Genomic DNA, 20,605 nt, shown 5'->3' on the forward strand with positions numbered 1-20,605 from the left:
CTATGTCTGCTGCCCCAATCAAACCAATCGATATCAAGCAAAGCCTGATCGACGCAGTCATTGCCGGGCTGCTGGCGCTGATCGTGTTCGGCCCCATCGTTGGCGTCGTGCTGCAAGGCTACAGCTTCAACCTGCAACCGACTCGCGTTGCCTGGCTGGTGCTGGCCGTTGCGGCAGGACGTTTCCTGATCAGCCTGTTTCTGCAGACGCCGCGTGGGGCACGCCTGTCCCAGGGTATGGAACGTGGCGGTTCGGGCGTGCATGTGCTGGCACCGGGGCACAAGTCAGCGCTGCGCTGGGTGATCCCGCTGGTGATCGTGCTGGCTATCGTCTTCCCGGCGTTTGCCAACAAATACGTGCTGACCATCGTCATCCTCGGGCTCATCTACGTGCTGCTGGGCCTGGGCCTGAACATCGTGGTAGGCCTGGCGGGCCTGCTCGACCTGGGGTACGTGGCCTTCTATGCCATTGGCGCCTATGGCCTGGCGCTGGGCTACCAGTACCTGGGCCTGGGCTTCTGGTCGGCCCTGCCACTGGCAGCCCTGGCGGCGGCGTTCGCCGGGTGCATATTGGGTTTCCCGGTGTTGAGGATGCATGGCGACTACCTGGCCATCGTCACCCTGGGCTTCGGTGAAATCATTCGGTTGGTGCTGAACAACTGGCTGTCGTTCACCGGTGGCCCGAACGGTGTGCCGGTGCCATCCCCGACCTTCCTGGGCCTGGAGTTCGGCCGGCGGGCCAAGGAGGGCGGCGTGCCCATCCACGAATTCCTGCACATCGACTACAACCCCGACCTGAAATTCGTCTTCATCTACGCCGTGCTGTTCCTGGTGGTGATCGGTGTGCTGTACATCAAGCACCGCCTGACCCGCATGCCAGTGGGCCGTGCCTGGGAAGCCCTGCGCGAAGATGAGATCGCCTGCCGGGCCATGGGCCTGAACCACGTACTGGTGAAACTCTCGGCCTTCACCCTCGGGGCGTCTACCGCGGGGCTTGCCGGCGTGTTTTTCGCCAGTTACCAGGGCTTCGTCAACCCCACCTCATTTACCTTCTTCGAGTCTGCGTTGATCCTGGCCATTGTGGTGCTGGGCGGCATGGGCTCCACGGTCGGGGTGGTGATCGCCGCATTCGTGCTGACCGTGGCACCCGAGCTGCTGCGTTCGTTCGCCGAGTACCGGGTGCTGCTGTTTGGCGTGCTGATGGTGCTGATGATGATCTGGAGACCGCGTGGCCTGATTCGCATCAGCCGCGCTGGTGTGGTTCCGCGTAAAGGAGTGGCGCCATGAGTGAATACGTACTCACGGTCGAAAAACTGATGATGCACTTCGGTGGCATCAAGGCCCTTAGCGATGTCAGCCTGAAGGTCAAGCGCAATTCGATCTTTGCCCTGATCGGCCCCAATGGGGCCGGCAAGACCACGGTGTTCAACTGCCTGACCGGCTTCTACAAGGCGACTGGCGGGCGCATCGAGCTGGAAACCCGCGGCATCAAGACCAACGTCATCAAGCTGCTGGGCGAACCCTTCCAACCCACTGACTTCGTCTCGCCGCGCAGTTTCGCCAGCCGCCTGTACTACAAGATGTTCGGTGGCACCCACCTGGTGAACCGCGCCGGGCTGGCGCGCACCTTCCAGAACATTCGCCTGTTCCGGGAAATGTCGGTGGTGGAAAACTTGCTGGTGGCCCAGCACATGTGGGTAAACCGCAACATGGTGGCCGGTATTCTCAACACCCGCGGGTATCGCCAGGCCGAGGAGGATGCGCTCAATACCGCGTTCTACTGGCTGGAAGTGGTCGACCTCGTGGACTGTGCCAACCGCCTGGCCGGCGAGCTTTCCTACGGCCAACAGCGGCGCCTGGAAATCGCCCGCGCCATGTGCACGCGGCCCCAGGTCATCTGCCTGGACGAACCGGCCGCCGGCCTCAACCCGCAGGAAACCGAGGCCCTGAGCGGCATGATCCGCCTGCTGCGCGACGAGCACGACATGACCATCGTGCTGATCGAGCACGACATGGGCATGGTCATGGGTATTTCCGACCATATCGTGGTGCTGGACCACGGCAACGTGATCGCCGAAGGCGGCCCGGAGCAGATCCGCAACGACCCGAAAGTGATCGCCGCCTACCTGGGCGCGGATGAAGAGGAGCTGGCATGAGTAACCCGATCCTCGAGCTGAAAGAGATCGACGTGTTCTACGGGCCCATCCAGGCGCTGAAGAAGGTCTCGCTGCACATCGACGAAGGCGAGACCGTAAGCCTGATCGGCTCCAACGGCGCGGGCAAGTCGACCCTGTTGATGTCCATCTTTGGCCAACCGCGCGCCGCGGCCGGGCAGATCATCTACCAGGGTACCGACATCACCAGGAAGTCGTCCCACTACATCGCCTCCAACGGCATTGCCCAGTCGCCGGAAGGCCGGCGGGTATTCCCGGACATGTCGGTGGAAGAAAACCTGATGATGGGCACCATCCCTATTGGTGACAAATTCGCCGGCGAAGACATGCAGCGCATGTTCGACCTGTTCCCCCGGCTCAAGGAACGCCGCAACCAGCGCGCCATGACCATGTCGGGCGGCGAGCAGCAAATGCTCGCCATCGCCCGGGCCCTGATGAGCCGGCCCAAGCTGTTGCTGCTGGACGAACCGTCGCTGGGCCTGGCGCCTATCGTTGTGAAACAGATCTTCAGCACCTTGCGCGAGCTGGCCAAGTCGGGCATGACCATCTTCCTGGTGGAGCAGAACGCCAACCACGCGCTGAAGCTGTCGGACCGGGCGTACGTGATGGTCAACGGCGAGATCCGGCTGACGGGCACGGGGCGGGAGCTGTTAAGCAATGACGAGGTGCGCAACGCTTACCTTGGTGGCCATTGACCGCTCGAAACAGCCGCTAGAAAAGGGTTTTCCACAGCATTGTGGAAAACCCTTTTTCGTTGCTCGCCTACTGCGACATAAAACCGCCCTAATTCATTGTTTTGTCATGCAATGCACTTGTCCCCGTTTATTGTGGAACGGGCTGTGGGTAAGTTGGGTGTAGGTTGCTCTGAGCCTTGATCGGCGTGGCGTGCAGAGCTGTGATCATTATTTGATCAGGGGTTTCAAGGTGACATGGCTGGCAGTTTGTCAAGGGTTTATCCACTGTCGCTTACCGTTCGTCAAGGCCGAAAAATCCTGTGGATAAGTCTGTGGGCAAGCATTGGAAAGACTGCGCTGAGGGCCGTGGTTGCTGGCCCGCCGCCATCCCTGCTATTCGCCCTCACGCTTGGCAGAGCCCGGCGGTGCATGATTGCCTTGGTTCGGTCAAGGCCAAAACCCCTTACAAGCGGCTACAACCCCCGCACCAAGAGGGCTTGTCCATCGTGAAGTTGCCCACGGATACTGTGCAAGGCCCTGTGGATAAGGTGCGCACAAGCTTCGGCGCCCCAGCAGGATCAAGGGTTTGCGGCTGGCGATCATTTTTTGAACAGCACTGGCTTTTAACTTGCCGTCTCGGGCAAGCGCGGGCATGCTTTGAAATCATCTTTCCCAGCCGTTCCAGGAGCATGCAATGACTTCCACCGTGTTTATCACTGGCGCCACTTCCGGGTTTGGCGAAGCTTGTGCCCGTCGCTTTGCCGAGGCCGGCTGGTCGCTGGTGCTGACCGGGCGCCGCGAGGAGCGTTTGAACGCCCTGTGCGAAGAGCTTTCCAAGCAGACCAAGGTGCATGCGCTGGTGCTGGACGTGCGCGACCGCAAAGCGATGGAGGAAGCCATCGCCAACCTGCCGCCGCAGTTCGACAAGCTGACTGGCCTCATCAACAACGCCGGCCTGGCCCTGGGTGTCGACCCCGCGCCCAAGTGCGACCTGGATGACTGGGACACCATGGTCGACACCAACGTCAAAGGCCTGATGTACAGCACCCGCCTGCTGCTGCCACGCCTGATCGCCCAAGGCCGCGGTGCAAGCATCGTCAACCTGGGCTCGGTGGCCGGTAACTATCCGTACCCGGGCAGCCACGTGTATGGCGCCACCAAGGCGTTCGTCAAACAGTTCTCGCTGAACCTGCGCTGCGACCTGCAAGGCACCGGCGTGCGCGTGACCAACCTGGAGCCGGGCCTGTGCGAAAGCGAATTTTCGCTGGTGCGCTTCAATGGCGACCAGGCGCGCTATGACGCCACCTACGCGGGTGCCGAGCCGATCCAGCCGCAGGATATCGCCGACACCATCTTCTGGATCCTGAACACGCCTGCCCACGTCAACATCAACAGCCTGGAGCTGATGCCCGTCACTCAGAGCTGGGCAGGCTTCGCCATCGAGCGGCCGCACAAAGCCTGACGGGCGCTTCAGTGCCGGGCTAAGGCCTGATAACAGGTTGCCAGGTGGTACGGGGTGGTCGACGGCATGTCCAGCCGGCTCACCGTGCCGCTGGCATCACGGCACTCGTACCAGCCGCTTTCGTGCAGGAAGCGCTCGCGCAGCACCTGCACCTGGCTGGCTACGTCACCCCCGGCCCGCAGGGTCAATGCCCGCAGGTATTCGGCCTGGGCCCAGATACGCTGGGTACCATCACGCACGCCGCCGTCGACGTCCAGCATCGCCAGCACGCCGCCGGCCCGTACGCCCATCCGCTGCGAAGGGGCGAACGCCGCCTCCAGTGAGCTGTGCAGTTCACTGCCCTTGAGTAGTGTCGACGACTCCAGCAGGTAGAACCACTCGAACTGATGGCCTGGCTCCCACCAGTTATCCACAGCCCCGCACGGTTTTTCCATCAGAAAACCAGACGCCGGGTCGACGAAGCGCACTTGCATGGCCAGGCACAGGTCTACCAGGGCGGCTTCCACGGCGCCGTCCTCGCGCACTGCCAAAGTGGCCAGAAAGGCCTCGGCCAAGTGCATCAATGGGTTTTGCAACGGCCCTGTGCCCTGTGCCGACCAATCCTCACCCAGCACGGCCTCGTACAGGCCATCGCCTGTGGAAAACTGCGTGGCCACCACGCTCAACGCAGCATCCAGCACCGACTCGGCCAGCGGGTCGCGAGACTGCTGCCAGTAATGGGCACAGGCGAAGATGATGAAGGCGTGGGTATACAGGTCCTTGCTGCGGTCCAGTGGCCGGGCCTGGGCGTCGATGCTGTAGAACCAGCCGCCATGCTCGGCGTCATGGAAGTGCTTCTGCAGCGAACGGAACAGCGCCGCCGCGTGCTCACGGGCGCCAGGCACGTCAGCCAATGTCGAGAACAGGTACAACTGCCGGGCACAGGCCATGGCACGGTAGCGCTGCACGGGCATGGGCCGCTGCTGCGGGTCCAGGGCCTCGTAGGGTAGCGCCAGTTCGGCGTTCCAGCCTGGGCCTTGCCACAGGGGCACGATGGTCTTCAGGAAGTGCTCATGCACAGCGGTGAAGGCAGGGGAGAGGGAAGCAGCTTCTGGCATGAGGAAAAGTCGTCACGGCGGTCTGAACGTCGGGGCGACATGGTATCAGATCAGTTTGAAGTGGCGCCCGGTTCGATTTGTGGGAGGGGGCGGGCCCGCCCTGCCAGTCATGTCAGGGCGGGCGCCAAGCCTACTTTTTCCAAGTCAGCAATACGCATTTCTCTGGAGATGGCAGGATATTTTTATGCTCGGCCAAGTCGGCAGCCAAGCGGCTCGGCGAAATCCCTTTCCTTTTATCTATCGGGGCTTTTTTGATTATGTAATAGTCAAAGACTAGAGGGGTACTACCGCCGTGTTCGACCAACGGCCGAAACAGCGTATTATGCAGTGCAACCCAGAGCGAGCTGAAACTGCCACTTGCCGCCATGTGTGCAGCCCAGACAATGTCCCGTATGCCATCCTTGACGGCAAACATCCGTAAATACATCCAGCTATCAGGTTCCCCTTGAAATGGATTGATTGCAAATGCCGTTGAAGCATCTTGATCGTTCATGTCATCGAAGAATTTGATGTCCAACTCTCCGTCGATCACCCCCCAAATATCAGGTGCCGGTAACGTATCGTCCCAATTTGGCTGTGCCATGGTGGAATCTCCTGCCCAGATGAAGCAGCTCATGCTGCCAGGTGATTTAGGATCCAACGCGCCCGGGATCACAACTGGTACTTTTGACAGTAAGCACGGTAATTACCGGGTGTAGGCCACCCGGCTTTCAAGCGGATCGGACGGGGTCAGCCAGCCAGCAGCCAGGCGCCGGTCAGTGCCGACAGGGCCCCGGCCACGCGTACCAGCGGGCTGGCGGCCTGGGGCAGCACGCGCACCACGGCGTAGCCCACGGCATGCAGGGCAGCGGTGGCAGCGACGAAGCCGGCAGCGTAGGCCCATGGGCTGGACATTTCCGGCAACTCCAGGCCGTGGGCAACGCCATGGAACAGCGCGAACAGCGCGGTGGCGCCGACGGCCAGCGCGACCGGTGGGCGAATCGCCAAGGCCACGGCCAGGCCCAGGGCCAGTACCGAGGCGGCGATACCGCTCTCCAGGCCCGGCAGCTCAAGCCCTTCGAAACCCAGCAGGCCGCCGATCAGCATGGTGCCGACGAAGGTGCAGGGCAGGGCCCAGCGGGCGTTGCCGGTCTGCTGCGCGGCCCACAGGCCGACGGCGAGCATGGCCAGCAGGTGGTCGATGCCGGTCAGCGGGTGCAGCACACCGGCGACGATACCGTGTTCACCGTGGCCGGGGTGGGCGAAGGCCAGGGCGGGGGTGAGCAGCAGGACGGCGGCGCCGAAGAGTTTTTTCAGGGTCATTGGTTGGCTTCCTTGTTGATTGGCAGGTGCGCCCTTTGGCGAGTGAGCGATCAGGCAGCGGTCAGCAGGCCCTGGCGCTCGATGAAGGCGATGATGGCTTCAAGGCCCTGGCCGGTCTTCTGGTTGCTGAACACGAACGGCTTGTCGCCGCGCATGCGGCGGGTGTCGCTGTCCATCATTTCCAGAGACGCGCCGACCAGGGGGGCCAGGTCGATCTTGTTGATCACCAGCAGGTCGGATTTGCAGATGCCCGGGCCGCCCTTGCGTGGCAGCTTGTCGCCGGCCGACACATCGATCACGTAGAGGGTCAGGTCCGATAGTTCGGGGCTGAAGGTGGCCGAGAGGTTGTCGCCGCCCGACTCCACCAGAATCAGGTCCAGGCCGGGGAAACGGCGGTTGAGTTGGTCCACGGCCTCCAGGTTGATGGAGGCATCCTCGCGAATGGCGGTGTGCGGGCAGCCGCCGGTTTCCACGCCGATGATGCGCTCGGGCGCCAGGGCCTCGTTGCGCACCAGAAAGTCGGCGTCTTCGCGGGTGTAGATGTCGTTGGTGACCACGGCCAGGTTGTAGCGCTCGCGCAACGCCAGGCACAGGGCCAGGGTCAGGGCGGTCTTGCCGGAACCGACCGGGCCGCCAATGCCGACACGCAGGGGCTGGGTATTCATGGTTGTCATCTCCTAGGAACGGAACAGGCGGCTGTACTGGCGCTCATGGGCCATGCTCGCCAGGGACAGGCCGAAGGCGGCGCTGCCATAGTGGTGGGGGTCAAGTTCAGTGGCGTGCTGCTGCGCTTGCTGCAGCAAAGGCAGCAGTTGGCTGGTCAGTCGCTGTGCGGCTTGCTGGCCCAGGGGCAGGGTTTTCATCAGTACCGCCAACTGGTTTTCCAGCCAGCTCCACAGCCACGCGGCCAGGGCATCGGCGGGGCTGATCTGCCAGGCGCGGGCCGCCAGGGCCCAGCCAAGGGCCAGGTGTGGTTCGGCGGTGGCCGCGAGGAAGTCCCTGGCGGCGGCATCCAGTTCGGGCAGGCCATCGAGCAGTTGCTTGAGCGAATAGCCCATTTGCCGGCTTTCCTGGGCCATTTCCCGGGTTTCGCGGCTGGCGCGGTGCTCATCGCTGAGCGTGCGCAGCGCAGCCCAGTCACCGCTGGCCGCAGCCTGGCAATGGGCCAGCAGCAACGGGGCTTCGAAGCGCGCCAGGTTGAGCAACAGTTGGTCGCTGATCCAGCGCCGTGCGTCGTCGGCCTGCTTCACCGTGCCCTGTTCCACGGCCATTTCCAGGCCTTGGGAATAGCTGTAGCCACCGATGGGCAGTTGTGGGCTGGCCAGACGCAGCAGGGCCCAGGCCGGGTTCATGTACGCACGCCGAATTGATGCAGTTTGGGCGCGTAATTGAAGTCTTCCTCGCCTGCGCGCGAATGATGGTGGCCGCCGCCGTAGGCGCCATGCTCGGGCTGGAAGGGAGCTTCGATGGCTTCGGTGCGCGCGCCCAGTTGTTCGAGCATGGCCTTGAGCACGTAGTCGTCCAGCAGGCGCAGCCAGCCGTCGCCCACTTGCAGGGCCACATGGCGGTTACCCAGGTGGTAGGCAGCGCGAGTCAGTTCGAAGGCGTTGGCGCAGGTGACATGCAGCAGGGCTTCGGGGCGCGCGACCACTTTGACGATGCGCCCGTCCTGCGCTTCCAGGCATTCGCCATCATGCAAGGGCGGCTGACCGCGTTCGAGGAATAGTCCGACGTCCTCGCCATCGGCACTAAAACAGCGCAGGCGGCTTTTGCTGCGGGCTTCGAAATTCAGGTGTAATTCGGCCGACCAGTCAGGTTTTGGCTCGGTTCTGCGGTGGATCACCAGCATTTTCAGGCATCCGGCTGTGTGCGATGAAGTGCTGACAGCAAGTGTCTTGCCAACATGCTAGCGCTGCAAATGCCGGCCCTGTGCCAGAACTTTGGGCAACAAATTGATACAAATTGGTGCGCATGCCGGTATGTGGCACCAACTTGGTTCAGTCGTCAATGCTGCTAAGGCCCTGCCAGTGCTTGGCGCCCATGAAGATGAAGCGCAGTTGCTGGGTGATCTTCGCTTGGGGGGACAGTTGCAATGGGTGGCGCTCGGCCGGGGTGTCGATCAGTTCCGGGAGGGTGGCGAACACGGTCTTGACCACGAGGTCGGCCATGACCGCCAAGGCAGCGTGGTCCAGGTGTTGCCACTTGGGCATCAACGCCAGGTCAGCGGCCAGGTCAGAACTGATGGCGTCGCGCAGGCAAGTCAGTGCTTGGCGGACCGGGCGCGAATCGCCGTACTGCTCACGGGCCAGAAACAGAAACTGCGAACGGTTGGCCGCCACACTGTCCAGGAAAATACGCACGGAAGCGTCGGTAAGGCCGCCAAGCTCGAATTCGTTGCGGCGCACGCGGCGGATCGTATCGCGGAAGGTCTCGCCCACTTCGCTGACCAACGCCAGGCCCAGTTGGTCCATGTCATCGAAATGGCGATAGAAGCCGGTAGGCACGATACCCGCGGCCTTGGCCACTTCGCGCAGGCTGATGCTACCGAATCCGCGCCCCGCGTCGATCAACTGCCGGGCGGCGTTGAGGAGGGCGTGGCGGGTCTGCTGTTTCTGTTCGGCGCGGGCAAGCATGGTGCGGAATTCTTTGAAGGGCAGCGCAGCACTCTAGCAAATCGGCGGAAAAATCAAAGCCCGGCGCAGGGTCCGGGCTTTTTTCAGGGCGGCCAAGGCTTAGCTGGCGCGGTTCAGGGTGCGGTCGGAACCGTCTTGTGCCACTTGCAGCATAGTGCTGTTCGAAGAAGCCTGGCTGACGCGGTTCAAGGTGCGATCCGAACCGTCCTGAGCAACGCGGTTCAGGGTACGGTCGGAGCCGTCCTGGGCAACGCGGTTCAGGGTGCGGTCGGAACCGTCTTGAGCGACGCGGTTCAGGGTACGGTCGGAACCGTCTTGAGCGACGCGGTTCAGGGTACGGTCCGAGCCATCCTGGGCGACCATCACGGCAGCGCTGTGCTGGGTGATAGCAGGTTGAACATTACCCGCGGCGAATACGTTGGCGGCCAGTACGGAAAGGGTCAGGGTCAGCAGCAATTGGCGTTTCATGGTTTGGCGCTCCTTTGGAGGGCTGAAAAGTGGGTACGAAGCCAATGCTACTCTTGAGAATTAGATATAAAAGTTCATATAGGCAATGGTAAGAATCAACCAAATTGATTGTTCATCCGCAGGCTTGTAAATCAACGCCTTAGGGCGGTTTCAGGTGCACCATGCCAGGGATTTTTCGCCGGCTGTGCGCTGTTGTGGAACCTACCCGCCGATGCATGGGCCGGCCGATTTCACAAATCGGGTTAAACCCATGGCCGCTTTGCCAGTCCTAGAAGGTAATGCTGTAACCGAGCGCCCCGCCGCAGGCGGCCCCGCTGTCATTTGGAGATTCGTGCATGACGCGCCCTCGCAAGATCCTGGCCTGGATAGTTGGCACCCTGGTGGTGCTGATCGCCGTATTAGTGGTGGTCATCGCCACTTTTGACTGGAACCGCGTGAAGCCGACGCTCAATGCCAAGGTGTCGGAGGCCTTGCACAGGCCGTTCGCCATTAATGGCAACCTTGACGTACTGTGGGCCCGCGAGCCCCAGGAAGGCGGCTGGCGGGCATGGGTGCCATGGCCCCATTTCGTTGCTGAAGACCTGACCCTGGGCAACCCGGAGTGGTCCAAGGAACCACAAATGGTTGGCCTCAAGCGCGTGGAGTTCCGCCTGTCGCCATTGCCGCTGCTGGCCGAGCGCATCGTCATCCCGCGTATCGACCTGACCCAGCCGGACGCCAACCTGCAGCGCCTGGCTGACGGCCGCGCCAACTGGACTTTCGACTTCGGCCCTAAAGACCCTGACGCCGAGCCGTCGAAATGGGTCATGGACATTGGAGCCATCGGTTTCGACAAGGGCCATGTGGTGTATGACGACGTGACCCTCAAGGCCCACGCCGACGTGCTGATCGACCCCCTGGGCAAGCCCATTCCGTTCAGCGATATCGTTGGCAGCGGCGCGGCGAAGAAGGTGACCGACCAGGGCGCGACTGCCCAGGACTACGCTTTCGGGTTCAAGGTAACGGGCCGATACAAAGATCAGCCCGTCAACGGCACCGGCAAGATCGGCGGACTGCTGGCCTTGCAGGACGCTGCGCAACCCTTTCCGGTGCAGGCAGATGTGCGCATCGCCGACACCCATGTCGCCGTTGCCGGTACGCTGACCGACCCGCGCAACCTGGGGGCCCTGGACCTGCGCCTCAAGCTCGAAGGTGCCAGCCTGAGCAAGCTCTACCCGCTGACCGGCGTGACGCTTCCCGACTCGCCGCCGTACTCCACCGACGGCCACCTGCAAGCCAAACTGCATGAGCCTACGGGCGCGAGCTTCGAATACCAGAGCTTCAACGGCAAGATCGGCAACAGCGACATCCACGGTGACCTGGCCTTCGTTGCCAGCCAGCCGCGGCCCAAGCTCAGCGGTAAGCTAGTATCCAACCAACTGCTGTTCACTGACCTTGCGCCATTGATCGGCGCCGACTCGAACGCCAAGCAGGCGGCCCGCGGCAGTGAAAGCAAGCAGCCGGCCGGCAAGGTGCTGCCGGTCGAGGAGTTCCGCACTGACCGTTGGCGCGCCATGGACGCCGATGTGGAATTCACCGGCAAGAAAATCGTGCAGAGCAAGGACCTGCCGTTCACCGACCTGTACACCCATGTGGTACTCAACGATGGGCAACTGAACCTGGAACCGCTGCGTTTCGGTGTTGCCGGCGGCAACCTGGATGCGCAGATCGGTCTCAATGGCCGCACCACGCCCCTGCAGGGCCATGCCAAGCTGACCGCGCGGGGCTTCAAGCTCAAGCAGTTGTTCCCGACCTTCGAACCGATGAAAACCAGTTTTGGCCAACTCAACGGCGATGCCGACATCAGTGGTACTGGCAACTCGGTGTCCGCACTGTTGGGCAGCTCCAACGGTAACCTGAAGCTCCTGATCAACGACGGCGCCATCAGCCGTGGCCTGATGGAGATTGCCGGCCTCAACGTGGGCAACTACGTGGTGGGCAAGATCTTTGGCGACAACGACGTGAAGATCAACTGCGCTGCCGCCGACCTGGGCATCAAGGACGGCCTGGCTACGCCGCGCTTGATTGTGTTCGATACCGAGAACGCGATCATTTATGTGGACGGCACCGTCAACTTCAAGACCGAGCAGCTGGACTTGAAGATCAACCCCGAGTCCAAGGGTTTCCGCCTGCTGTCGCTGCGTTCGCCGCTTTACGTGCGTGGCCCGTTCGCCAAGCCCAGCGCCGGGGTGCAGGCGGTGCCGTTGCTGCTGCGTGGGGCCGGCATGGTTGCCCTGGGCGTGGTAGCGGCGCCGGCAGCCGGGCTGTTGGCGCTGGTGGCGCCCAGTGGTGGCGAGCCCAATCAGTGCACGCCGTTGCTGGAACAAATGAAGGCAGGCAAGGCGCCGAAGACGGTCCAGAGCACACATTGATCGCATAAGCCCCACCGTGCCCCGTTCCCCGCAGAGTCGGTAGCCGCGCCTCTGTGGGACCGGGCGAAGCTCGGGAACCAGGCACCACTATTTCAAGATTTCAAGGCAAAAAAAGGACCGGTTTCCCGGCCCCTTGGTATCACGAAAAGCCTTACAGCCCTTCGAGGATATCCGCCATGTCGTCGGCGTGTTCTTCTTCCTGGGCCAAAATGTCTTCGAATACTCGGCGGGTGGTAGGGTCCTTGTCGCCGATGTACTGGATGATCTCGCGATAGCTGTCGATGGCGATGCGCTCGGCCACCAGGTCTTCGTAGACCATTTCCTTCAGGGTGCTGCCCGGCTTGTATTCGGCATGGGAACGGCCGCTGAGGCTGTCAGGGTTGAAGTCCGGCTCACCGCCCAGTTGCACGATGCGTTCAGCCAGCTTGTCGGCATGTTCGGCTTCCTGGGTGGCGTGCTCCAGGAATTCCGAGGCCGCTACCTGGGCCTTGACGCCCTTGGCCATGTAGTAATGGCGTTTGTAGCGCAGCACGCACACCAGCTCCGTGGCCAGCGAGTCGTTGAGCAGGCGGATGACTTCCTCGCGGTCGCCTTCATAGCCTTCGGTCACTGCGCCGTTGTCCACGTTCTGGCGAGCGCGATCACGCAGGGTGTTCTTGTCGATCGTTGCAATACTCATGGCAATCTCCAGGCTATTCGGTACGGTTGGGGCCGTCGGGCTCTATCGCCCCCCGTCAACTGGGGGCCCGGCCCGATCGGTTCAGAGGTTGTGAGTGCGCGGCAGGCCGGAAAGTTTTATCGGGCTTGCTGCGCACCGACGTCAGGGCATGGCCTTGACGTTGGCCTTGCGCTGGTCGCAGGTCATGAAGCCCTTGCTGTCCACATGGCCGCTGGCGTCAAAGCTGACGTAGTAGGCCTGTTGCTTGCCATCGGTATTGAGCACGTAGTTGTTGCAGGTGCCGGCGGTGGTCTTGCCATTGCCGTCGACCACCGAAGACGGTGTGCCGCCAATGGCGATGACCTGTTGCATGGTCATGCCGTTATCCACTTGCTTGACCAGCGGTTCATTGCGATAGGTGACGAAGTCCACCGGGTTTTCGACCTTGGTGTTGGCGCAGCCAGCCAGCGAAGCCAGTACGCACGCAGCGGCCAGGGTTTGCTTGTACATAGGTGTCGCTCCTTCGAATGAGCCAATAGTGGCCCCGTAATACTTTGAGCAACGGCGTTGTCCGAAGGTTCGATGTCAGTGCGCTAGTATTGAAGTTTGTCCACAGGATCTTTCCCATGTCGCAGCCCGGTGCCACGCGCTACCCCCTTGTCCTTGTGCCCGGCATGCTCGGTTTCGTACGCCTGGTGCTGTATCCCTACTGGTTCGGTATCGTGCGCGCCTTGCGCCGGGGCGGGGCGCAGGTGTTTCCCATCCAGGTCTCGCCCCTCAATGGCACCGAAGTCCGGGGCGAGCAACTGTTGCAGATCATCCAGCGTATCCGCCATGAGACCGGCGCCGCCAAGGTCAACCTGATAGGCCACAGCCAGGGGGCACTGACCGCCCGCTACGCCGCGGCCAAGCGCCCGGACTGGGTGGCCTCGGTGACCTCGGTGGCCGGGCCCAACCACGGCTCCGAGCTGGCGGACTACCTGGAGCGTCGCTACCCGCGAAATTCCGTAGGGGGCCGGTTGCTGAATTTCATTCTGTACGTGCTGGGCCTGGTGATGGGAGCGCTGGAAACCGGCTGGCGCGGGCCGATCCTGCCCATCGATGTCCACGCCTCGCACCAGTCCCTGACCTGCGCCGGGGTGGCGGCCTTCAACCAGCGTTATCCACAGGGCATCCCCCTGACCTGGGGTGGCCAAGGCGAGCCGGTGGTCAACGGGGTGCATTACTACTCCTGGTCCGGCGTGCTGCAAGACCCGCGCAGCGATGGCGGCGGCAACCGCGTGGACGGCTCGCACGCCAGTTGCCGTTTGTTTGCCAAAACCTTCGTGCGCGAAGCAGGGCAATGCGATGGCATGGTGGGGCGCTACAGCTCGCACCTGGGGTTAGTGATCGGCGATGACTACCCCATGGACCACCTGGACATCGTTAACCAATCCCTGGGGCTGGTGGGCAAGGGCGCCGAGCCCGTGCGCCTGTTCACCGAACACGCCGCGCGCCTCAAGGCGGCGGGGCTCTGAAGCGTCGACCCTGGGGTGTGACAAAGTTTGTCTACACTTCAGGGCAGGCCGCGCAGCCCAGCGCGGCGACAAGGAGACCACTCCATGAAGCTATTGCACGCGCCCCTCCTGGCACTTGGCCTGTTGCTGTGTTCACAAGGTTTCGCCGCCACTGCGCAACAGAACAAGATGACCACCTGCAATGCCGACGCCACGGCCAAGAGCCTGAAAGGCGACGAGCGCAAGGCCTTCATGAGCACTTGCCTCAAGGCCACCCCGGCCGCCACCACCAAGACCCTGACGCCGCAGCAGCAGAAGATGACCACCTGCAACGCCGACGCCAAGACCCAGAACCTGAGTGGCGACGCACGCAAAACGTTCATGAGCACCTGCCTGAAGAAATGACGGTTTGCCTCTGACCCCCTGCTCGAGCGAGCGTGGCTCGCGATGGCGCGCAGCAGCGCCTTCGCGGGTTTCGCTTGCCTCTGTCGGCAGTCGCCCTTCGCCGGAACTGGCTCTGTGAGGTGAAGGCTGGCAGACTGCCCATCCTCCATGTGTTACCTGTTCGAGGCGGTATGCCAACGTTTTCCCAGCGTCATGTGTTATGGGCCAGCCTGCTCATCGTATTCGGTGGGCTATTGCTGGTAATGCCTTTGCGCCTGTTGCCTAGCCTGTTGGCTGGCCTGCTGGTGTATGAACTGGTCAACATGCTGACCCCGCAATTGCAGCGCCTGGTGTCCGGCCCGCGGGCCCGGTGGGTGGCGGTAGCGCTGCTGGGGACCGTGGTGGTCAGCCTGCTGGCGGTGATCTTTGCCTTGGGCATCAGTTTCCTGATGCACGAGGCCGAGAACCCGGGCGCGTTCCTCGACAAGTTCATGGGCGTGCTGAACCGGGCGCGGGCGCAGTTGCCGCCGTCCATCGATGCCTACCTGCCGGCCAATGCCCTGGAATTTCGTACGGCGCTGGGCGACTGGGTGAGCAAGCACCTGGCCGACCTGCAATTGGTGGGCAAGGACGCGGTGCACACCTTCGTCACCCTGCTGATCGGCATGGTGCTGGGCGCCATCGTCGCCTTGAACCGCATTCCGCCGGGGGTCGACCACAAGCCGCTGGCTGGCGAACTGCTGGTGCGCATGACGCTGCTGGTGCAGGCGTTCCGCAATATCGTTTTCGCCCAGATCAAGATCGCCGCGCTGAACACGGTGTTCACGTCCGTGTTCCTGCTGGTGATCTTGCCGTTGTGCGGAATCAAGCTGCCACTGACCAAGACCATGGTGGCCCTGACCTTCATCCTTGGCCTTTTGCCGGTGATCGGCAACCTGATCTCCAACACGCTGATCACCATCATCGGCCTGTCGGTATCGATCTGGGTAGCCGCCGCGGCGCTGGGTTGGCTGATTCTTATCCACAAGCTGGAGTATTTCCTCAACGCGCGGATCGTGGGCGGGCAGATCAGGGCCAAGTCGTGGGAATTGCTGCTGGCGATGCTGGTGTTCGAGGCGGCGTTCGGCTTGCCGGGGGTAGTCGCAGGCCCCATCTACTACGCCTACCTGAAAAGCGAGCTGCGCCGCGCCGAACTGGTCTGACCGTAGCGGCGGACCTGGCCGCGTCCGGCTTCACGCGGTGTATCCAGATACTGCGCCGCGCCTCGGAACGCGGCCAGGTCCGCTGCTACGGTTTCAGCCGTAGCGCTTGCGCGCTTCGATGGCCAGGCCGCTGCCGATGCTGCCGAAGATATTGCCTTCCACATGCCGGGCATTTGGCAGCATCGCCGCCACGCTGTTGCGCAGCGCCGGAATGCCGCTCGAACCGCCAGTGAAGAACACGGTGTCCACCTGTTCCACGCCCACGCCCGCATCACCCAGCAACTGGGTGACGCTGCCGCGTACACGCTCCAGCAAGGTATCGATGGCGCCTTCGAACAGGGCCCGGCTCATGTCCACGCTCAGGCCTGGCTCGATACGGTCCAGCGCCACCAGCCGATTGTCGGCGTGGGTCAGCTGGATCTTGGTTTCTTCCACTTCCATCGCCAGCCAGTGGCCGGCGCGCTGGTCGATCAGCTTGAACAGGCGGTCGATGCCGTCGGTGTCTTCGATGTCATAGCGCATGCTGCCCAGGGCCAGCTGGGATTTCTGCGAATACACCGAGTTGATGGTGTGCCAGGTGGCCAGGTTCATGTGGTGGCTGGTGGGCATGAAGGCGCCGCTCTTCATGCGGCTGCCGTAGCCGAACAGCGGCATCACGCCCTGCAGGCTCAGTTGCTTGTCGAAGTCGGTACCGCCAATGTGCACGCCGCCGGTGGCCAGGATGTCGTCATGGCGGTTGTCCAGGTTGTGGCGCTCGGGTGCCAGGCGGATCAGCGAGAAGTCGGAGGTACCACCACCGATGTCGACGATCAGTACCAGTTCTTCACGCTGAATGCTCGACTCGTAGTCGAAGGCCGCGGCGATGGGCTCGAACTGGAAGGACACTTCCTTGAAGCCGATTTTCTTCGCTACGTCTTCCAGGGTGTCCTGGGCTTCCTGGTCGGCAACCTTGTCGTCGTCGACGAAGTGCACCGGGCGGCCCAGCACCACTTCGTCGAACGCACGGCCGGCGTTGGCTTCAGCGCGCTTTTTCAGCTCGCCGATGAACATGCCCAGCAGGTCCTTGAACGGCAGGGCGGTGCCCAGCACGCTGGTATCGTGCTTGATCAGCTTGGAACCCAGCAGGCTCTTGAGCGAGCGCATCAGGCGGCCTTCGTAGCCTTCCAGGTACTCGTGCAACGCCAGGCGGCCATACACCGGGCGGCGTTCCTCGATGTTGAAGAACACCACCGACGGCAGGGTGATCTTGCCGTCTTCCAGCGCGATGAGGGTGTCGACGCCCGGTCGGTGCCAGCCGACGGTGGAGTTGGAGGTGCCGAAGTCGATGCCGCAGGCGCGGGCCGGGGTTTGGTTGGTCATGTCGTTGCCGGATTCTGTGCAAAAAACGGCCGCGCAGTGTATGCCAGTGGCAGCCAGAATCAAGGCCGTGGGGTGTTTAATTGCTGTCTGGTCACACCTTGAAACCTGCGCCCACACCCCCAATCTTGTAGCCAACCCCTGTGGCTGCACCCTGGGCCGTTCAGCAAAGCCTGCCAGCAGCCGATAAACTTCCAGCGCATCGGCGAGTCTCTACACTTGAGTGGACAGACCGCGCGATCCCGATAAACGGATGGTGATCCTTCGATGGACTTCAAAGACTACTACAAGATATTGGGCGTCGAGCCGACCGCGGACGAGAAGGCGATCAAGACCGCCTACCGCAAACTGGCGCGCAAATATCACCCCGACGTCAGCAAGGAAAAGGACGCCGAAGAGAAATTCAAGGAGGCCTCCGAGGCCTATGAGGCGCTGAGCAACGCGGACAAGCGCGCCGAATACGACGAAATTCGCAAATACGGCCAGCATGGCCGGCCGTTCCAGGGCCCGCCCGGTTGGCAGGGCCGCGGCGGTGGCGGTTTCGAGGAAAGCGCCGGGGACTTCTCCGACTTCTTCAGCTCCATTTTCGGCGGTGCCGCCGGGCGTGGCGGCAATGGCAACCCCTTTGGCCGCGGCCAGCAACGCAGCGCCGGGAGGCGAGGACAAGACGTGGAAATGGAACTGGCGATCTTCCTCGAGGAAACCCTGGCCAACGAGTCGAAGCAGATCAGCTTCCAGGTGCCCCAGTACAACGGTGCCGGGCAGCAGACGGGCAACACCACCAAGACCCTCAACGTGAAGATTCCCGCCGGGGTCACCGACGGCGAGCGCATTCGCCTCAAGGGTCAGGGCGCTCCGGGCGTGGGCGGTGGCGCCAATGGCGACCTGTATCTGATCATTCGGCTGGCACCGCACCCGATGTTCGATGTCGAAGACCATGACCTGATCATCACCGTGCCGCTGGCCCCCTGGGAAGCGGCACTGGGCACCAAGGTCGCGGTACCCACCCTGACGGGGCGCATCAACCTGACCATTCGCCCCGACAGCCAGAGCGGCCAGCGCCTGCGGGTAAAGGGCAATGGCTTGATGGACAAGCAGGGTCAGCGTGGTGACCTGTACGCACAATTGAAGGTGGTGATGCCACCGCACGCCGACGAGGCTACCCAGGCCCTGTGGAAAACTCTGTCGGAGAAGGCGGCATTCGACCCCCGAGCCAACTGGAGTCGCTGATATGGAAACGTCCCGGTACGTTCAACTGGACATGCAAGCGTTCTGTCAGGCCACCGATATGCCGGCGGCCTTTGTGATTGAAATTGTCGAGCACGGAATAGTCGAACCTACCGGACGAACGCCGGAGGAGTGGTTGTTCGACGACTTCTCCCCGGTGATCGCCCGCCGCGCCGCCAAGTTGCACCACGACCTGGACCTTGAATGGGAAGGCGTGGCGCTCGCGCTGGAGTTGCTGGAAGAGGTACGCGACCTGCGCGCCGAAAACGCCATGCTGCGCCAGCGCCTGGGGCGGTTTATCCAGAGCTGACCGGCCCTGTGACGCCGGGTTGCCGGCGCCACGGGGGCACACCGTCAGAACAGGAAGTAGCGTTGGGCCATGGGCAGTGTCTCGGCCGGCTCACACCACAGCAGCACGCCATCGGCCTTGACCTGGTAGGTCTGCGGGTCGACGTCGATGTCAGGCAGGTAGCCGTTGTGGATAAGGTCGGTTTTCTGCACGGTGCGGCAGCCCTTGACCACGCCAATCTGTTTTTTCAACCCCAGTTGCTCGGGCACCCCGGCCTCCAGCGCTGCCTGGCTGATGAAGGTGATGCTGGTGGCGTGCCGCGAGCCACCGTAGCTGGCGAACATGGGGCGGTAGTGCACCGGCTGTGGCGTGGGGATCGACGCGTTGGCGTCGCCCATCAGGCTGGCCGCAATGGCGCCCCCCTTGAGGATCAGGGTGGGCTTGACCCCGAAGAACGCCGGCCGCCACAACACCAGGTCGGCCCATTTGCCGATTTCGATCGAGCCAACTTCATGGCTGATGCCATGGGTAATGGCCGGGTTGATGGTGTACTTGGCGATGTAGCGTTTGGCGCGGAAGTTGTCGTTGCCGGGGGCATCCTCGGCCAGGGCGCCGCGTTGTTTCTTCATCTTGTCGGCGGTTTGCCAGGTGCGGGTGATCACCTCGCCCACCCGGCCCATGGCCTGGCTGTCGGAGCTAATCATCGAGAACGCGCCCAGGTCGTGGAGGATATCTTCGGCGGCGATGGTCTCGCGGCGGATGCGGCTCTCGGCGAAGGCCACGTCCTCGGCGATGCTGGGGTCCAGGTGGTGGCACACCATCAGCATGTCCAGGTGTTCGTCGATGGTGTTGCGGGTGAACGGCCGGGTGGGGTTGGTGGAGCTGGGTAGTACGTTCTTGAAGCCGCACGCCTTGATGATATCGGGGGCGTGGCCGCCGCCGGCACCTTCGGTGTGGTAGGTGTGGATGGTGCGGCCCTTGAAGGCGCCGAGGGTGGTTTCCACGAAGCCCGACTCGTTGAGGGTGTCGGTATGGATGGCCACCTGCACGTCGTACTGGTCGGCCACGCTCAGGCAGTTGTCGATGGAGGCCGGGGTGGTGCCCCAGTCTTCGTGCAGTTTCAGGCCGATGGCGCCGGCCTTCACCTGTTCGATCAGGGGTTCCGGCAGGCTGGCGTTACCCTTGCCGGTGAAGCCGATGTTCATGGGGAACGAGTCGGCGGCCTGGAGCATGCGCGCCATGTGCCACGGGCCCGAGGTGCAGGTGGTGGCGTTGGTACCGGTCGCCGGGCCCGTGCCGCCGCCGATCATGGTGGTGACGCCACTCATCAGGGCTTCTTCGATCTGCTGCGGGCAGATGAAGTGGATGTGGGTGTCGATGCCGCCGGCGGTGAGGATCATGCCCTCACCGGCGATGACCTCGGTGCTGGCGCCGATGGCGATGGTCACGTCGGGCTGGATGTCCGGGTTGCCGGCCTTGCCGATGGCAGCGATGCGGCCATCCTTGAGGCCCACGTCGGCCTTGACGATGCCCCAGTGGTCGATGATCAGGGCGTTGGTGATCAGGGTGTCGACCACTTCGGCAGCCAGCAACTGGCCCTGGCCCATGCCATCGCGGATCACCTTGCCGCCGCCGAACTTCACTTCTTCACCGTAGGTGGTGAAATCCTTTTCCACTTCGATCCACAGATCGGTATCGGCCAGGCGTACCTTGTCGCCGACGGTGGGGCCGAACATGTCGGCATAGGCTTGTCTCGAGATTTTCATGCTGCGT

22 protein-coding genes are annotated in these 20,605 nt (G+C 62.8%); 10 read left to right on the top strand and 12 right to left on the bottom strand.

Going from position 1 to position 20,605, the window contains the following annotated elements:
* The first annotated feature begins 2 nt into the window (after window positions 1–2).
* The 4 genes from livM to HWQ56_RS02935 all read left to right on the top strand — a co-directional run bounded on the left by livM (window position 3) and on the right by HWQ56_RS02935 (window position 4,309).
* On the top strand, window positions 3–1,286 hold the full coding sequence (gene livM, locus HWQ56_RS02920) for a high-affinity branched-chain amino acid ABC transporter permease LivM (RefSeq protein ID WP_158154351.1): 1,284 nt from the start codon (window positions 3–5) through the stop codon (window positions 1,284–1,286).
* Window positions 1,283–2,155 (top strand): ABC transporter ATP-binding protein, encoded by an 873-nt coding sequence (locus tag HWQ56_RS02925; RefSeq protein ID WP_158154352.1) that lies wholly within the window; start codon window positions 1,283–1,285, stop codon window positions 2,153–2,155. The genes livM and HWQ56_RS02925 overlap by 4 nt, the downstream gene beginning before the upstream one ends.
* On the top strand, window positions 2,152–2,868 hold the full coding sequence (locus tag HWQ56_RS02930) for an ABC transporter ATP-binding protein (RefSeq protein ID WP_158154353.1): 717 nt from the start codon (window positions 2,152–2,154) through the stop codon (window positions 2,866–2,868). Before HWQ56_RS02925 ends, HWQ56_RS02930 begins: the two co-directional genes overlap by 4 nt.
* Window positions 2,869–3,541: 673 nt before the next feature.
* Window positions 3,542–4,309: an SDR family oxidoreductase gene (locus tag HWQ56_RS02935; protein WP_158154354.1), complete on the top strand. Its 768-nt coding sequence runs from the start codon at window positions 3,542–3,544 to the stop codon at window positions 4,307–4,309.
* Between the two features lie 8 nt (window positions 4,310–4,317).
* On the opposite strand, the gene HWQ56_RS02940 is transcribed toward HWQ56_RS02935, so the two are convergent.
* From HWQ56_RS02940 to HWQ56_RS02975, 8 genes are all read right to left on the bottom strand, one after another.
* A complete protein-coding gene (locus HWQ56_RS02940; RefSeq protein ID WP_176569740.1) occupies window positions 4,318–5,406 on the bottom strand; it encodes an AGE family epimerase/isomerase in 1,089 nt (362 codons plus the stop codon).
* Window positions 5,407–5,536: 130 nt separating this feature from the next.
* Window positions 5,537–5,989: a hypothetical protein gene (locus HWQ56_RS02945; protein ID WP_176569741.1), complete on the bottom strand. Its 453-nt coding sequence runs from the start codon at window positions 5,987–5,989 to the stop codon at window positions 5,537–5,539.
* Between the two features lie 146 nt (window positions 5,990–6,135).
* Window positions 6,136–6,708 carry a HupE/UreJ family protein gene (locus tag HWQ56_RS02950; protein WP_158154356.1) on the bottom strand — a complete coding sequence of 191 codons (573 nt, stop codon included), beginning with the start codon at window positions 6,706–6,708 and terminating at the stop codon, window positions 6,136–6,138.
* 50 nt (window positions 6,709–6,758) lie between these two features.
* Window positions 6,759–7,373 (bottom strand): urease accessory protein UreG, encoded by a 615-nt coding sequence (gene ureG / locus HWQ56_RS02955; RefSeq protein ID WP_158154357.1) that lies wholly within the window; start codon window positions 7,371–7,373, stop codon window positions 6,759–6,761.
* A 12-nt stretch (window positions 7,374–7,385) separates the two neighbouring features.
* Window positions 7,386–8,060 (bottom strand): urease accessory protein UreF, encoded by a 675-nt coding sequence (locus HWQ56_RS02960; RefSeq protein WP_176569742.1) that lies wholly within the window; start codon window positions 8,058–8,060, stop codon window positions 7,386–7,388.
* Window positions 8,057–8,557, bottom strand: a complete 501-nt coding sequence (gene ureE, locus HWQ56_RS02965; protein WP_158154359.1) for an urease accessory protein UreE — start codon at window positions 8,555–8,557, stop codon at window positions 8,057–8,059. Before ureE ends, HWQ56_RS02960 begins: the two co-directional genes overlap by 4 nt.
* Window positions 8,558–8,705: 148 nt before the next feature.
* The gene (locus HWQ56_RS02970; RefSeq protein ID WP_176569743.1) at window positions 8,706–9,341 is read right to left on the bottom strand and encodes a TetR family transcriptional regulator; all 636 of its coding nucleotides are present in this window, start codon (window positions 9,339–9,341) and stop codon (window positions 8,706–8,708) included.
* Between the two features lie 99 nt (window positions 9,342–9,440).
* Window positions 9,441–9,809, bottom strand: a complete 369-nt coding sequence (locus HWQ56_RS02975; RefSeq protein WP_176569744.1) for a hypothetical protein — start codon at window positions 9,807–9,809, stop codon at window positions 9,441–9,443.
* Between the two features lie 335 nt (window positions 9,810–10,144).
* Here HWQ56_RS02975 and HWQ56_RS02980 point away from each other — a divergent pair, with 335 nt between their 5' ends.
* Window positions 10,145–12,220 (top strand): AsmA family protein, encoded by a 2,076-nt coding sequence (locus HWQ56_RS02980; protein ID WP_176569745.1) that lies wholly within the window; start codon window positions 10,145–10,147, stop codon window positions 12,218–12,220.
* 151 nt (window positions 12,221–12,371) lie between these two features.
* On the opposite strand, the gene HWQ56_RS02985 is transcribed toward HWQ56_RS02980, so the two are convergent.
* Together HWQ56_RS02985 and osmE are read right to left on the bottom strand one after the other, a co-directional pair.
* Window positions 12,372–12,899, bottom strand: coding sequence for a ferritin-like domain-containing protein (locus HWQ56_RS02985; protein WP_158158630.1), 528 nt, complete (start codon window positions 12,897–12,899; stop codon window positions 12,372–12,374).
* Window positions 12,900–13,040: 141 nt separating this feature from the next.
* Window positions 13,041–13,388, bottom strand: a complete 348-nt coding sequence (gene osmE / locus HWQ56_RS02990) for an osmotically-inducible lipoprotein OsmE (RefSeq protein WP_158158629.1) — start codon at window positions 13,386–13,388, stop codon at window positions 13,041–13,043.
* A 116-nt stretch (window positions 13,389–13,504) separates the two neighbouring features.
* On the opposite strand from osmE, the gene HWQ56_RS02995 reads away from it, so the two are divergent.
* The 3 genes from HWQ56_RS02995 (at window position 13,505) to HWQ56_RS03005 (ending at window position 15,960) form a co-directional block, all read left to right on the top strand.
* Complete coding sequence (locus HWQ56_RS02995; protein ID WP_176569746.1) at window positions 13,505–14,395, top strand: esterase/lipase family protein; 891 nt, start codon at window positions 13,505–13,507, stop codon at window positions 14,393–14,395.
* A gap of 84 nt (window positions 14,396–14,479) precedes the next feature.
* Entirely contained in the window at window positions 14,480–14,779 is a 300-nt protein-coding gene (locus HWQ56_RS03000) for a PsiF family protein (RefSeq protein ID WP_176569747.1), read from the top strand.
* 170 nt (window positions 14,780–14,949) lie between these two features.
* Window positions 14,950–15,960 (top strand): AI-2E family transporter, encoded by a 1,011-nt coding sequence (locus tag HWQ56_RS03005; RefSeq protein ID WP_158155833.1) that lies wholly within the window; start codon window positions 14,950–14,952, stop codon window positions 15,958–15,960.
* Between the two features lie 93 nt (window positions 15,961–16,053).
* On the opposite strand, the gene HWQ56_RS03010 is transcribed toward HWQ56_RS03005, so the two are convergent.
* Window positions 16,054–17,319: an Hsp70 family protein gene (locus HWQ56_RS03010; protein WP_158155835.1), complete on the bottom strand. Its 1,266-nt coding sequence runs from the start codon at window positions 17,317–17,319 to the stop codon at window positions 16,054–16,056.
* Between the two features lie 264 nt (window positions 17,320–17,583).
* Between HWQ56_RS03010 and cbpA the strand changes: the two genes are divergently transcribed.
* A complete protein-coding gene (cbpA, locus tag HWQ56_RS03015; protein ID WP_158155838.1) occupies window positions 17,584–18,546 on the top strand; it encodes a curved DNA-binding protein in 963 nt (320 codons plus the stop codon).
* Between the two features lies 1 nt (window position 18,547).
* A complete protein-coding gene (locus HWQ56_RS03020; RefSeq protein ID WP_158155840.1) occupies window positions 18,548–18,853 on the top strand; it encodes a chaperone modulator CbpM in 306 nt (101 codons plus the stop codon).
* 44 nt (window positions 18,854–18,897) lie between these two features.
* Here HWQ56_RS03020 and ureC read toward each other — a convergent pair whose 3' ends face one another.
* Complete coding sequence (ureC, locus tag HWQ56_RS03025) at window positions 18,898–20,598, bottom strand: urease subunit alpha (RefSeq protein ID WP_176569748.1); 1,701 nt, start codon at window positions 20,596–20,598, stop codon at window positions 18,898–18,900.
* Between the last annotated feature and the right edge of the window lie 7 nt (window positions 20,599–20,605).

It is taken from the genome of Pseudomonas eucalypticola, assembly GCF_013374995.1.
GTDB classification, from domain to species: Bacteria; Pseudomonadota; Gammaproteobacteria; order Pseudomonadales; family Pseudomonadaceae; genus Aquipseudomonas; species Aquipseudomonas eucalypticola.